The following is a 13954-nucleotide window of genomic DNA, read 5'->3' as shown; positions in this document are numbered from 1 at the left end:
CAAGATGAATATAAAGGAAGGATAAATAAACCAGACTTATGTGTTGTTCTGAATTTCAGAATATTGATACTTTCTATCGTAGAAATAAAACTCTAACTCATTAATTAGTAATACATTTAATTTGAAATTTTTAAACTGTGAATTTCACAACGAGCAAAAATGTTAAAATATATATAATTTTTTTTATCTCTTTTTATGAAATTATTATCCAAATATCAAAATAACGCAGAAAAATGAATTTAGATCGATTGACCAACTAAGCTGTAAGGCGTATTATTCTTCTCCCCAAAGAAACATCTAAATCTTACACTGTTAACCTTTCAAAAACATTTAAGCATTAACGTTTACATCCACAGCTTATACCTATTCTGTTCAATTTTTTAGCTCAATGAAAAGCAACCATTAATAATATCTGTTTGCTTAGCAATAATACTTATAGATATGAATATAGCTAATAATAGTATCTGAAATTATTACCTTTTTATCGTTCATCCACCTCAAACATAATAAAGCGATATGCTCGAACCACCACTCTCCAATACGTTTACAAGATGAAATCAACACACTTATCCACAGTTTTTGTGGATAACTAAGTTAAATACTGGTCAAATCTACTATTCTAAAAATCAAGCATTATTTTATATGCATCTAGAAGCAAAAGCGTAAAATAAAACCTTCTATATAACCACAACAAAAAAGCCAGCATAACGCTGGCTTTTCTTTGATCAGATATCGTCTGATGTATTAATAGCTATATTCCATCATAAATTGGATATCTTGCCCTTCCTCAAAATAAACAGGTTCAACGCCATACTGAAATAGTTTCAATGGCTTACCATTTGCAGTGTGATAACTTAACTTTCCATTTAATAATTGCAGCCATGTACCTTCAGGGATGCCCACAACAGGTTCATGCTTATTCACTTCTAAAAACTCTTGAATACGCTCATCACGGGTCTCTCCCATATGTCCTTCAACCGATGCTTCTAGATAATGCGGGTTTATTTGGAAAGGAACAAAGTTAAGTGAGCTCAATACTGCACCAGTGACAATTGGCATATCATTAGTGGTACGAATAGTTGGACAGCCAATATTGGTGCCTGCGCTCCAACCAATATAAGGAATACCTTTAGCCAATACCGCCTTACGAAGTGGCCCAACTAAACCTAAGTCATGAAGTGTTTTATTTAAAACCCAAGTATTGCCGCCACTTACAATAATCCCTTCAGCTTCTTCAATGGCTTTAACAGGATCTGCTGCTTGATGAATACCTGTTGCAACACAATCAAGGTCTAAACGATCAAATGTCGCTTGTACCATAGCCACACGATCATCATGACTCGATCGAATCACAGCATAAGGAATAACAAGAAAATGTTTAGCGCCTGTTCGCTTAACTTGCTCAACAATTGCATCACCCGCAAATTCCATTACATGGGTATTACCTGCAATTTTACCGTTACTCAATAATAAAATATCCATCACTTCTATCCTATGCTCATTCAATGATGCCATCATCTCACACGATGATCACAAGTATCCTTACATAAAACGAGGTTTAAAACTGCTTTACAAGCTATCAAAACATATTTTGCGAAAACTTAACTTACCATCACAAGCTTTATGGCTAAGGCATACAGCCAACTAACAATTAATAAACACAAAACCAAAAGCTGATAACTTCTGTGTCATATGTAGTCGCTGTTTTTTGATCGGCCAGCTAAATAAAGACGTAATACCTAAATTAAAAACTAATATTTCACGATTTATGTTTATGAAAAACACAATAATCCCTAAAACCCTACGCTACAGGAGTTGTTATAACGCCAACAAAATCAGATAATGCTTAGATCTCTTTTATTAATAATGAAGCCGGTATGACTGAATACCTCCTATTACTTATTGGTACAGTGTTGGTTAACAACTTTGTACTCGTTAAATTTTTAGGTTTATGTCCCTTTATGGGCGTATCTAAAAAATTAGAAACAGCTATTGGAATGGGCTTAGCAACCACTTTTGTGCTAACGCTTGCTTCTGTTTGTGCTTATCTTGTTGAAACTTACATTTTGGATCCATTAGGGATTCAGTACCTACGCACACTTAGCTTTATTCTAGTCATTGCCGTTGTTGTGCAATTCACAGAAATGGTCGTACATAAAACAAGCCCAACGCTTTATCGTTTATTAGGTATTTTCCTACCACTTATCACCACTAACTGTGCTGTACTAGGTGTGGCCTTATTAAACGTAAATGAGCATCATGACTTTATTGAATCTGTTATTTATGGTTTTGGTGCTGCAGTGGGGTTCTCACTTGTGCTTGTTTTATTTGCTTCTATGCGTGAGCGCATTGCTGCAGCTGATGTACCTGAGCCCTTTAAAGGCGCATCCATTGCGATGATCACCGCAGGGCTAATGTCTCTTGCATTTATGGGCTTTACTGGATTGGTGAAATTGTAATGAGTGGGATCCTTATCGCAGTCATTGCTATTGTTATTCTGGCAGCAATTTTCGGACTAATTCTTGGTTTTGCTTCAGTTAAATTTAAAGTTGAAGCCGATCCTATTGTTGAACAAATCGACAATATTCTTCCGCAAACCCAATGTGGTCAATGTGGTTATCCTGGCTGTCGCCCTTACGCAGAAGCGATTGCCAATGGCGATGTGATCAACAAGTGTCCTCCTGGTGGTCAAGTTACTATTGAAAAGTTAGCTGACTTAATGGGTGTTGATGTTCCTGATTCAACCCAAGGTGCAGAAGAAAACATTAAAAAAGTCGCTTTTATTCATGAAGATATGTGTATTGGCTGTACTAAATGTATTCAGGCGTGCCCTGTCGATGCCATTGTTGGCGGCACTAAATCTATGCATACGGTTATCAAAGATGAATGTACAGGTTGCGATCTCTGTGTAGCTCCCTGCCCTACTGACTGTATCGAAATGATCCCAGTTAAAGAAACTCCTGATAATTGGAAATGGCAATTAAGCCAAATTCCAATTGTAAATATCAGTGATGCACCGAGTACAGAAAAGGTAGAGTCGTAGTTATGCTATCTATCATTGAGCAAATAAAACAAGGTAAGCTGTGGGATTTCCACGGCGGCATTCATCCTGCTGAAAATAAAAAAATCTCAAATCAAGCACCTATAGTTAGTGCTGGCATTCCACAAGAACTCGTTTTACCGCTTAAACAGCATATTGGTTCAAAAGGCGATATTATCGTTGCTGTTGGTGACAAAGTGCAAAAAGGTCAAGCTCTGACACAAGGTGACATTGCAATGTGTGTCCCTGTTCATGCGCCTACATCTGGCACAGTAATAGCCATTGAACAACGTACGACTGCGCACCCATCAGGTTTAAGCGACTTATGTATCGTTCTTAACCCAGATCACACCGATACTTGGGGAGAGAAAAAAACATATGCCGATTATCAAGATCGTGATCCCGCAGAACTGATAGAAACAATCCGTTTAAGTGGTATCGCTGGATTAGGTGGCGCTGGTTTCCCTACTGCAAGAAAACTTCAAGGTGGTTTAGGTAATGTTGATATTTTAATTATCAACGCAGCTGAGTGTGAGCCATATATTACTGCTGATGACCGACTCATGCGCGATTATGCTGAAGAAGTGATCGAAGGTGTTCGTATTCTTCGCCATATTATTAGTCCAAAACTAACAATCATCGGTATTGAAGATAACAAACCTGAAGCGATTAAAGCCCTTGAGCATCATGTCACCGAAGCAGACAACATCCTTATACGTGTTGTACCAACAAAATATCCATCAGGTAGCTCAAAACAGTTAGTTAAAATCTTAACAGGCAGAGAAGTACCAAGTCAGTCACGTTCAACTTCTGTTGGCGTTATCATGCAAAATATAGGTACTGCTTTTGCAATAAAGCGCGCCATTATCGACGGTGAACCACTGATTGAGCGTGTTGTTACGCTAACCGGTGAAGCCTTCAAGAAACGCGGTAATGTTTTTGCCATGTTAGGTACACCGATTGCCTTCTTGTTAGATAAGTTTGGCTATAAAGCCGATAAAAAGCACCCTCGTGTGATTATTGGTGGATCGTTAATGGGATTTACACTCCCACATTCCAATGTGCCGATCACCAAAATAACCAACTGTATTTTGGCACCAAAACGCAAAGAGCTACCATTACATACCTATGAAATGGCATGTATCCGTTGTTCTGCATGTGCTGATGTTTGCCCATCATCATTGCTCCCACAGCAATTACAGTGGTACGCCAAGGATCAAAATTACGACAAGTGTGAAGAATATAATCTGCAAGATTGTATTGAATGCGGCGCTTGTGCGTATGTATGTCCAAGTGAGATCCCTCTCGTTCAGTACTATCGCCAAGCAAAAGCTGAGATCTGGGCACGTAGCCAAGATGAAATGAATGCAGAGCGAGCTCGTCAACGCTTTGAAGCCAAACAAGCACGCATGGAACGTGATAAGGCTGAACGTGAAAACCGCTTTAAAAAAGCGGCAGATTCTCGTCGTGACGAAATGGCGAAAACTGGGGGTAATGATGCAGTCGCAGCGGCTATTGCCCGCGTAAAAGCCAAACAAACGGCAGCCGCTAAAGCAGATACAGCTGAAGTGAAACCTGCTGTTGCTGCTGCGATTGCAAAAGCAAAAGCAAAACAAGCCGCTTCAGCACAAGGTGCAACTTCAGAGAGCCTGCCAGATAACAGTGAAATGGCGAAATTACGTGAAGAGCGTAAACGCCAAGCTCGTGAACGTAAAGCTGAAAAAGAAGCTGCAGCAAATAACCAACCAGTAGCTGAAAATGACAGTAAAAAAGATGCTGTCGCAGCTGCCGTTGCCCGTGCTAAAGCAAAAAAAGCCGCACAACAAGCCGAATCAATACCTGAACCAGTGCTTGAAACAAAAGAGGTGGATCCGAAAAAAGCTGCTGTCGCTGCTGCAGTGGCTCGTGCTAAAGCAAGAAAAGCCGCACAACAAGCTGAATCAACACCTGAACCTGTAGTTGAAACAGAAAACGTGGATCCGAAAAAAGCCGCTGTTGCTGCTGCCGTTGCACGTGCTAAAGCAAGAAAAGCTGCACAACAAGCTGAATCAGCACCTGAACCTTCAGTTGAAACAGAAAACGTGGATCCGAAAAAAGCGGCTGTCGCTGCTGCCGTCGCTCGCGCTAAAGCAAGAAAAGCCGCACAACAAGCTGAATTAACACCTGAACCTGTAGTTGAAACCGAAAACGTGGATCCGAAAAAAGCCGCTGTTGCTGCTGCCGTTGCACGTGCTAAAGCAAGAAAAGCGGCACAACAAGCTGCCAAAGAACAACAAAACATTGAGGAAGATTAATCGTGGCGTTTAATATTGCCAGTTCACCCCATGACCATAACCGCCGTAGCACCAGCGCTATTATGCGTACAGTTATATTATGCTCGGTATTTGGCGTTATTGCTCAATGCTACTTCTTTGGTTTCGGTACTCTGATCCAAATTTTACTAGCATCTATTTCTGCAATCATATTTGAAGCAATTATTATAAAGCTGCGTAAACGTCCAGTTGTACCTTATTTAAGAGATAATACAGCCCTACTTACTGGCGTATTAATTGGCTTATCAATCCCGCCATTAGCCCCTTGGTGGTTAACTGTTATTGGTGTGTTCTTTGCGATCGTTATAGCAAAACACCTTTATGGCGGTATCGGTCAAAACCTCTTTAATCCAGCGATGATTGCTTATGTCGTAATGCTCATTTCATTCCCAGTACAAATGACAACATGGTTACCACCAGCATCATTGAGCGCACAACCTGCCAACTTTATGGATAGTCTTTATGCTATCTTTACTGGCTTTACTCAAGATGGATTTAGTGTTCCACAACTAAAAATGTCAGTTGATGGCTACACTATGGCAACACCACTAGATACTTTAAAAACATCGTTACATACAGGCTTTACAACTGCAGAAACAATGGCAAAACCTGTTTATGGTGCGATTGCTGGTATTGGTTGGGAATGGGTAAACATGGGCTTCCTGCTTGGCGGCTTAATTCTATTAAAGCTACGTGTTATCCAATGGCATATCCCAGTTGCAATGATTACGTCACTATTTGTGATCAGTAGCCTTGTTTACATTGTGCACCCTGATACAACGGGCTCTCCATTGTTCCACCTATTTTCTGGTGCAACCATGTTAGGTGCTTTCTTTATTGCCACCGATCCGGTAACAGCATCAACAACTGTAAAAGGCCGTTTAATATTTGGTGGTTTTATCGGTGTTATGATTTATCTGATCCGCACATGGGGTGGCTTCCCAGATGGCGTTGCCTTCGCCGTTTTACTGGGAAATTTATGTGTACCACTTATTGATTATTACACTCGTCCTCGTACTTACGGGCACTAATTAAGAGAGCAGCCATGTTTAATGCAATGAAAAAAAACGGTGCTATTCTTGCAATTTTTGCGTGTTTAGCGACAGCGCTAGTAGCCCTGACTAACTACCTAACGGAAGATCGCATAGCAGAGCAACAGCGCCTACAGTTACTGGATACTTTAAACCAAGTGATTCCCGTAGCAAACCACAATAACTTACTCTACAAAAGTTGTACTTTAGTTAAAGATCATAAACGTTTAGGTACATTGGCTCAGATGCCAGCTTATATTGCTAAAAAAGATAATAAGCCTGTTGGTGTTGCTATTGAAGGTATTGCCCCTGACGGTTATAGCGGCGCAATTAAAATTATTGTTGGTTTAGACATGAAAGGCGTGATCACTGGCTTGCGTGTATTACAACAGAACGAAACACCAGGATTGGGTGATAAAATTGAAGCCACTGTTAGTAATTGGATTTACAGCTTTAATGGTAAGCATGTAAATGGTGATAACGATCCATCATTTAAAGTACGTAAAGATGGTGGTGAATTTGATCAATTCACAGGTGCGACCATAACACCACGAGCTGTCGTCAAAGCTGTGAAAAACATTTCGTTATACTGGGATCAAAACCAGGATAAAATCATCAACCAACCACTTGATTGTGCAGGTGAATGATATGACAACTAATAAAGAATTGATGACAAATGGCCTGTGGTCAAACAACCCTGCAGTTGTTCAACTGCTTGGTCTTTGTCCTTTACTCGCCGTTTCATCAACAGTGACCAATGCCCTCGGTCTAGGTTTAGCATCCACATTGGTACTAATGGGCTCAAATCTTATTGTATCTTTAATTCGCCATTGGGTACCGTCGGAAATCCGTATTCCGATATTCGTGATGATCATTGCCTCACTCGTAACCTGCGTACAGTTATTAATGAATGCGTTTACTTTTGGTCTGTATAAATCATTAGGTATATTTATCGCCTTGATTGTAACCAACTGTATTATCATTGGTCGCGCTGAAGCCTTTGCCTCTAAAAATGAACCATTACCTGCAGTACTCGATGGTTTATGGATGGGCTTAGGTATGACATCGGCTTTATTCATTCTTGGCGCAATGCGTGAACTATTAAGCAAAGGAACCTTGTTTGACGGTGCTGATCGCCTACTAGGCAGCTGGGCATCGGTATTACGAATCCAAGTATTCCACTTTGATTCTGGGTTCTTGCTTGCAATGCTACCGCCGGGTGCCTTCATCGGTGTCGGTTTAATGATTGCTGCCAAGAATGCGATTGATAAACGTCGTCAACAAAAACTGCCTAAAGAAGAATCAAAGCCAACGGTTGAACGTGCTCGCGTCACTACCGTAGACTAAAGATCAAACCCAATAAGTATCATGCTTATTGGGTTTCTTTTTATTACATATCGCGACAAAATAATGGAATAGTAAAATGCTTAATTGCAACGACAGATGCTCACTCTGTCACTCCCTACTTACATTGCAATAAGCCTTATTTGGAATAGAAAATGAATAATCAAAAACGCGTCCAAATTCTTGAACGTTTACGCGCTGAAAACCCACACCCTGAAACAGAGCTTCATTGGAGCACGCCCTTCGAGTTACTGATTGCGGTATTACTCTCAGCTCAAGCCACTGATGTCAGCGTAAACAAAGCAACTGACAAGCTTTATCCTGTTGCAAATACCCCTCAAGCTATTTACGATTTAGGCGTTGACGGCGTTAAAGAATATATAAAAACCATTGGGTTATTTAATTCTAAAGCAGAAAATGTCATTAAAACCTGTCGTATTCTCTTAGATAAACATAATGGTGAAATCCCAGAAAACCGTGAAGCATTAGAAGCACTCCCAGGGGTTGGTCGAAAGACAGCAAATGTTGTTTTAAATACGGCATTTGGATGGCCGACGATTGCAGTGGATACCCACATATTCCGAGTTTGTAATCGAACGAAGTTTGCAATGGGGAAAAACGTCGACCAAGTTGAAGAGAAACTACTTAAAGTGGTCCCAAAGGAATTTAAAGTCGATGTTCACCATTGGTTAATTTTACACGGACGCTATACCTGTATTGCAAGGAAACCACGCTGTGGCAGCTGCCTAATCGAGGACCTTTGTGATTACAAAGATAAGGTAGATATTTAATTAGTAAAAGATTTAACACAATAAAAAAGGAGCTTGAACGCTCCTTTTTCGTCTCTGCCATCAGCAATTAAAGTGGTTCACAATTTACTTTAAAACCATATGCTTTACGCTTTTCTGCCATTTGTTTTGCGCCTTCACCCAACTTGGCAAACATCTCATTACGCTCTTCCGCTGAGGGCTTGTCAGTACTCGCATCAACCGCTTGTTGCAATTCCACTCGCGCCTTATCTTTATCATCCATCAAATAACTATTTTGCGCTAAAGCAATATAAGCCAAACTACGACCCAGCGGTGTTGCTGTATGTCCTAACGCTTCAAGTTCTGCTGTTGCACCAGATTCACAGGCTTCTAGCTTACCAATTGCTTTTGCGACAGGCGCTAAATCAGCACTTACCACTTCTTTTAATACTTTTTTTGTCGTCTCATTCGCTGCTTTTTCAGTAAATTTACCCACACTAAAAATACCTACACCTACCGCAACCAATACAACAACAGCTATTAAAACAACTTTATTCATAACGAAAATCCTTATCTAAACAATGTAAATCATAACCAAAAACCATGCATTCTTTGTTAACTAATCATCAAATTCATAATTTAAAAGCTAAAAATTCATTAATATCCATACAAAACCGCGGTTGATAATGATAATAATTATCATTAATATCTATTGAGCATTTTTTACTAGGTCTAATTTATGAAACATTTATTCCCAAAACTACCTTATGACTTTAATGCATTAGAACCTTATCTTGATGCAAGAACTGTTGAGATCCACTATAGCAAACACCATAGAGGTTATTTTGATAAGTTTATGGCTGCGATTAAAAATACAGATCTCAATGACCAGACCATTGAAACTATTTTAAGCAATATATCTCAATACCCTGCAGCAGTTCGTAATAATGGCGGTGGTTTCTATAATCACAACCTTTACTGGCAATGTATGTCACCCGAAGGCGTTCGTCATCCATCAGGTTTACTTGCAGAAGCAATTAATGCCCATTTTGAAAGTTTTGCTAAGTTCAAAGAGTCATTTTCAACATTAGCTGCCAATCATTTTGGTGCCGGATTTATTTGGCTCTCTGTTGTAGATGGACGACTTGAGATCTCATCAACGCCGAATCAAGACAACCCGTTAATGGATACGGTAACAGTACAAGGTTCTCCAATTCTGGCGCTTGATGTATGGGAACATGCTTACTACTTGAGTTATCAAAACGTTCGTCCTGATTACATTGATGCATGGTGGCATTTAATCGATTGGGAACAAGTTGAAATAAACTACCTTAGCGCGTTACAGGCTTTCTAACTGCAAAAGCAATACCACTTACAAAGGATAATGACATGGATATTTCAGAGTGGGAAAGACACACCTTAATGGCTGATGATGCTAAGACTAACAATAACCCCTTGATGTCTATTGTTCATTATCAACTCGCCTTATCAATTGCTCAGGAAATCTCGGCAGATTCAACGAACACCGAACAACTAACGGATCTCTTAACGATGAAAGTCGTTTCTTGCCATAACCTTGCCAATTTTTGGCGACAACATGGCGATCCAGACTACGAGCTAAAATATTTACAACTTGCCTCTGAACAAGTTATTGCATTGATCCCACAGTGCAAACAAACGCAATGCCATAGCTATATAAATTCTTTAGGGTGTTGCCAATCGGCATTGATTGGTTTTTTAAAACGACACCCTAACCCTGCAATTGCTAATCAAGTAAAAACCATTAACAACTATTCAAGTTGTGAGCTAATTGCTTCCTTTAAACTGCATTAATAAAAATAAAGCTCGTTATATCATTCGATAATAACGATCCTTATTCCACCCACTTTCCATTACTGATTAATAAATCGGACTTTGTCCTAATGAAATCACAACTCGACGATTTAAATTTCTTCCCATCGGGGTTGAGTTATCAGCAATAGGACGTCGCTTACCGTACGCTTCTACTTGAACACGCTCGTCAGGTAACCCTAACGATTGAAAATACTGACGTAATTTTTCCGCTCGTCGTTCTGACATCTCTTGGCTTTCCGTTGTACCGGAAATAGAGTCATTAAACGCAGCAACTAAAACCAAATCAATATCGTCAGAATAGCGAACAAAGTCGGCAATTTGAGCAAGACGCTGTTGTGAAATTTTATTTAATGTGTCGCTATTTTCACTGTAGTGAAGGACAGAAAATGCGATATCTTCAAATCCATAGGGTAATAGCTTACTCAAGCATTGGCTAAATGATTGATAACCTTTTTGAAACGCAACGGCAGATAATCCAACCTCTAATGAGCGATTTTGTCGCTGCCAATCTTGATACATAAATGTAGGATTTCTCCCATCCTCTAATTCAGCAAGCATATTCCACACCGTTTTCCCTTGAATATAACCATCGAACTGCTTAAAAAATTTGAGTCGTGTCATGGTATTTGCTGACTCTCCAGGCATCCAACGCGCAGGCATAGAAGTTAGGCGGACGTTTCGTGTTTCTCCCATCGGGCGATACATTTTTAATTCAAAGGCAACAGATTGTTTTTTGCTGGAACGTGCTACGAACTCACCTTCACCGTAGCCCGGTATATGATGTGACAAACGACACTCTAGCGGCGTATCAACAATAACATTCCACTGTGACTGATTAGGCGATGCGATATATTGCTTCCCAGCCCAACTTGGCAATGAAAACAATAAAATAAATATATACAATGACCCTAGGCCATTTTTTAAAAGTAAGAAATATCATTATCCAACTGTCTTAATCTAACGTCTCGAAATATAAAAGCTGACTTTTAATCGATAAAAATTAAACCTCTATTTATATCGACCATAACATCCATTGCTTTAACGATTCAGAACCCGTTTCACGTTAAGAAAAAAGAGGCTGGGTATTTTTGTTTATACATCAGATCAAATTGGTATCAAGGGATGGATCTGACATAATAGTCTATTCCTCTATTTTGACAGCAGTGTTATGAGCCAAGATAACGAATTCAATACATTAAAAAGTCGCTTTCGCGGCTACTTTCCCGTCGTCATTGATGTAGAAACCGCGGGGTTTAACGCTAAAACAGATGCATTACTTGAAATCTGTGCCGTTACATTACAAATGGATGAAGATGGATGGCTGAAGCCAGCAACAACAATTCACTTCCATGTCTCTCCTTTTGAAGGCGCGATTTTACATAAAGAAGCTTTGGACTTTAACGGGATCCGTGACCCCTTTAGCCCATTACGTGGTGCGGTATCTGAAGAACACGCTTTAAAAGAAATCTATAAGCAGATCCGTAAAGAACAAAAAGCCTCTGATTGTTCTCGCGCCATTATGGTTGCGCACAATGCAACATTTGATCACAGCTTTGTTATGGCGGCATCTGAACGTGCAAAATTAAAACGTAACCCTTTCCATCCGTTTGCAACTTTTGATACAGCCGCATTAAGTGGGCTTGCATTTGGTCAAACGGTATTAGCGAAAGCATGTCAAACGGCAAATATCCCATTTGATAATCGTGAAGCACATTCAGCGCTTTATGATACAGAACGTACCGCTGAACTATTTTGTGAGATAGTTAACAAATGGAAAAAATTAGGTGGCTGGCCTTTAACTGCACCTCAAACAGACGAAAGTGACAATAACTAATTCAATCTGTCTCAAATATAATTAAACGCACTGATAAGCTCATATTTTATATGAGCTTTTTTTTATATAGCTCTTATTTCGAAACATTTAAATTAAACGTTTTAAACACTTACTACAAAACTATGCTAAATAATTGGAACTAAAGTATTAATTTTTGTGATTACAAAAATTTAACATTTTTTTAAACAGCTCTATACTCTTTCTGTACTTTACATTTTGTTTTTCCTACATGGATGAATAAGAAGCTATACAATAACTTACAGAGAGGCAGTATAATGTCCGTAAATAAACGCTTTCTTACCGTATCAATAGCAGCAGCACTGGTATCTTCATTTAATGTTCAAGCCGCTGGTTTCCAGCTTAACTCTCAATCAGCAACAGGCTTAGGTCGCGCATTCTCTGGCGATGCGGTTATTGCTGACAATGCGTCAGTCGTAGCGAAGAATGCTGCTGCAATGGCATTATTCGACAGACCTGCAATGTCGCTAGGTCTGACAGTAATAGACACTGATATCAAAGTAAAAAATACAAGCCTAGCAATAACAAGTCCGCTAGGTACTCAATCATTTGGTGTTAATGATGCATCAATAGGTGGTGTCAGTTATGTTCCTAACATTTACTACATTCACCCTATCAATGAAAAAATTGCAGTAGGTGCCTCCCTTTATTCTAACTTCGGTACGTTAACTGAGTTTCCTAATGGATACGGCGGCGCTGTTCCATCTGATATCTTTGGTGGCACAACCGAAGTTAAAAGCTTAAACCTTGGCCTGAGTGCATCTTACCGTCTAAACAAGCAGCTAAGTCTTGGTGCCGGTATCGATGTTATTTATGGTAGCGGTAAATTTACACGCGGTAGAGGACTTTCTCCACTTCCAAGTTCAGTAACTGGCACAAGCGATTTAGTTGATATTGATGCCGATGGTTTTGCATTGGGCTTTAATTTAGGCAGTGTATTTGAAGTCGATGATAATAATCGCTTTGGTTTAACTTATCGATTTAGTCCTACTCTAGAAGCCAAAGGCGATATGACTTATATTCCCAATGCCTCTCTTGGTAAGCCTTATGATCTAAGTGGTGAAAAATTAAAAATGCCACTACCCGACATGGCTGAATTTTCTGGCTTCCACAAACTTAACGACAAATTTGCAATCCACTACAGTATCCAATGGATAGGCTGGAGTAGCTTCGACAAGTTAGAGACTACTGGTGGTACAGTTATTAAAGACTATGAGTGGCAGGATGGCTGGCACTACGCCATTGGTGGTACTTACTACCTAAATAATGATTGGACGTTACGTGCAGGTTATATGCATGACACCAGTGCTCAAGACCAAATGACCTCAATTTCAGTACCTGATTCCGATCGAAACTGGATCTCTGGCGGCTTTACTTATCACTTGGATAGCAAATCTAATATCGACTTCGGCCTTACTTATCTAATGGGTAAAGATGTTGACGTTAAAGAACAATCAGCATTATCAACAACAACTCTGGGAACGCTGACTGCTACTACAAGAGCAAATGCTTGGCTTTACGGCATTCAATATAGCCGTAGCTTCTAATTTCTTTTAAATCCCCCTCAAAGACTCAGAGATTTATGTCTCTGAGTCTCTACCTTTTTTTATCCATTCGTGATGAGTCCTATAAAAATAGCTTTTTGTTTATAGATTATAAACTTAAGCATGATTATTTGTTTTACATTACGTTTTTTTACTTTGCTTCTTTAAAAAAAGTACTATTTCAGAATGAACAACAATAAAAAAGAAGCCAAACAAAGAGACTATTTA

14 protein-coding genes are annotated in these 13954 nt (G+C 39.5%); 11 read left to right on the top strand and 3 right to left on the bottom strand.

From position 1 onward, the window contains the following. Positions 1-744: 744 nt before the first annotated feature. The gene (gene pepE, locus SKA34_RS15870; protein ID WP_006646554.1) at positions 745-1482 is read right to left on the bottom strand and encodes a dipeptidase PepE; all 738 of its coding nucleotides are present in this window, start codon (positions 1480-1482) and stop codon (positions 745-747) included. 395 nt (positions 1483-1877) lie between these two features. On the opposite strand from pepE, the gene rsxA reads away from it, so the two are divergent. From rsxA to nth, 7 genes are all read left to right on the top strand, one after another. Next, entirely contained in the window at positions 1878-2459 is a 582-nt protein-coding gene (gene rsxA, locus SKA34_RS15865) for an electron transport complex subunit RsxA (RefSeq protein WP_006646553.1), read from the top strand. Next, the gene (rsxB, locus tag SKA34_RS15860; protein ID WP_006646552.1) at positions 2459-3043 is read left to right on the top strand and encodes an electron transport complex subunit RsxB; all 585 of its coding nucleotides are present in this window, start codon (positions 2459-2461) and stop codon (positions 3041-3043) included. Before rsxA ends, rsxB begins: the two co-directional genes overlap by 1 nt. A 2-nt stretch (positions 3044-3045) precedes the next feature. Then, positions 3046-5334, top strand: coding sequence for an electron transport complex subunit RsxC (rsxC, locus tag SKA34_RS15855; protein ID WP_006646551.1), 2289 nt, complete (start codon positions 3046-3048; stop codon positions 5332-5334). A 2-nt stretch (positions 5335-5336) separates the two neighbouring features. Further along, on the top strand, positions 5337-6383 hold the full coding sequence (gene rsxD / locus SKA34_RS15850; RefSeq protein ID WP_006646550.1) for an electron transport complex subunit RsxD: 1047 nt from the start codon (positions 5337-5339) through the stop codon (positions 6381-6383). A gap of 14 nt (positions 6384-6397) precedes the next feature. After that, positions 6398-7030, top strand: a complete 633-nt coding sequence (rsxG, locus tag SKA34_RS15845; protein WP_006646549.1) for an electron transport complex subunit RsxG — start codon at positions 6398-6400, stop codon at positions 7028-7030. A 1-nt stretch (position 7031) separates the two neighbouring features. Next, positions 7032-7730, top strand: a complete 699-nt coding sequence (locus SKA34_RS15840) for an electron transport complex subunit E (protein WP_006646548.1) — start codon at positions 7032-7034, stop codon at positions 7728-7730. Positions 7731-7882: 152 nt separating this feature from the next. Then, positions 7883-8518: an endonuclease III gene (gene nth, locus SKA34_RS15835; protein ID WP_006646547.1), complete on the top strand. Its 636-nt coding sequence runs from the start codon at positions 7883-7885 to the stop codon at positions 8516-8518. A gap of 67 nt (positions 8519-8585) precedes the next feature. Here nth and SKA34_RS15830 read toward each other — a convergent pair whose 3' ends face one another. Further along, positions 8586-9035, bottom strand: coding sequence for a hypothetical protein (locus SKA34_RS15830; protein WP_006646546.1), 450 nt, complete (start codon positions 9033-9035; stop codon positions 8586-8588). A 180-nt stretch (positions 9036-9215) separates the two neighbouring features. Here SKA34_RS15830 and SKA34_RS15825 point away from each other — a divergent pair, with 180 nt between their 5' ends. Together SKA34_RS15825 and SKA34_RS15820 are read left to right on the top strand one after the other, a co-directional pair. After that, positions 9216-9830 (top strand): superoxide dismutase, encoded by a 615-nt coding sequence (locus tag SKA34_RS15825; RefSeq protein ID WP_006646545.1) that lies wholly within the window; start codon positions 9216-9218, stop codon positions 9828-9830. Between the two features lie 35 nt (positions 9831-9865). After that, complete coding sequence (locus tag SKA34_RS15820) at positions 9866-10309, top strand: DUF2753 family protein (RefSeq protein ID WP_006646544.1); 444 nt, start codon at positions 9866-9868, stop codon at positions 10307-10309. 66 nt (positions 10310-10375) lie between these two features. Here SKA34_RS15820 and SKA34_RS15815 read toward each other — a convergent pair whose 3' ends face one another. Further along, the gene (locus SKA34_RS15815; RefSeq protein ID WP_006646543.1) at positions 10376-11233 is read right to left on the bottom strand and encodes an OmpA family protein; all 858 of its coding nucleotides are present in this window, start codon (positions 11231-11233) and stop codon (positions 10376-10378) included. A gap of 265 nt (positions 11234-11498) precedes the next feature. Here SKA34_RS15815 and rnt point away from each other — a divergent pair, with 265 nt between their 5' ends. Then, positions 11499-12164: a ribonuclease T gene (rnt, locus tag SKA34_RS15810; protein ID WP_006646542.1), complete on the top strand. Its 666-nt coding sequence runs from the start codon at positions 11499-11501 to the stop codon at positions 12162-12164. Positions 12165-12439: 275 nt separating this feature from the next. Then, the gene (locus tag SKA34_RS15805; RefSeq protein ID WP_006646541.1) at positions 12440-13729 is read left to right on the top strand and encodes an outer membrane protein transport protein; all 1290 of its coding nucleotides are present in this window, start codon (positions 12440-12442) and stop codon (positions 13727-13729) included. Positions 13730-13954 lie beyond the last annotated feature (225 nt).

The organism is Photobacterium sp. SKA34, assembly GCF_000153325.1.
GTDB lineage: Bacteria > Pseudomonadota > Gammaproteobacteria > Enterobacterales > Vibrionaceae > Photobacterium.
This window is presented reverse-complemented; position numbering and strand designations above follow the sequence as displayed.

Bases quoted from the DNA above. Each gene is read 5' to 3' on its own strand.
- SKA34_RS15805 (WP_006646541.1), top strand. From the start codon at position 12,440: ATGTCCGTAAATAAACGCTTTCTTACCGTATCAATAGCAGCAGCACTG.
- nth (WP_006646547.1), top strand. From the start codon at position 7,883: ATGAATAATCAAAAACGCGTCCAAATTCTTGAACGTTTACGCGCTGAA.
- rsxB (WP_006646552.1), top strand. From the start codon at position 2,459: ATGAGTGGGATCCTTATCGCAGTCATTGCTATTGTTATTCTGGCAGCA.
- rsxC (WP_006646551.1), top strand. From the start codon at position 3,046: ATGCTATCTATCATTGAGCAAATAAAACAAGGTAAGCTGTGGGATTTC.
- SKA34_RS15830 (WP_006646546.1), bottom strand. From the start codon at position 9,035: ATGAATAAAGTTGTTTTAATAGCTGTTGTTGTATTGGTTGCGGTAGGT.
- rnt (WP_006646542.1), top strand. From the start codon at position 11,499: ATGAGCCAAGATAACGAATTCAATACATTAAAAAGTCGCTTTCGCGGC.
- SKA34_RS15825 (WP_006646545.1), top strand. From the start codon at position 9,216: ATGAAACATTTATTCCCAAAACTACCTTATGACTTTAATGCATTAGAA.
- SKA34_RS15820 (WP_006646544.1), top strand. From the start codon at position 9,866: ATGGATATTTCAGAGTGGGAAAGACACACCTTAATGGCTGATGATGCT.
- pepE (WP_006646554.1), bottom strand. From the start codon at position 1,482: ATGGATATTTTATTATTGAGTAACGGTAAAATTGCAGGTAATACCCAT.
- rsxA (WP_006646553.1), top strand. From the start codon at position 1,878: ATGACTGAATACCTCCTATTACTTATTGGTACAGTGTTGGTTAACAAC.
- rsxG (WP_006646549.1), top strand. From the start codon at position 6,398: ATGTTTAATGCAATGAAAAAAAACGGTGCTATTCTTGCAATTTTTGCG.
- SKA34_RS15840 (WP_006646548.1), top strand. From the start codon at position 7,032: ATGACAACTAATAAAGAATTGATGACAAATGGCCTGTGGTCAAACAAC.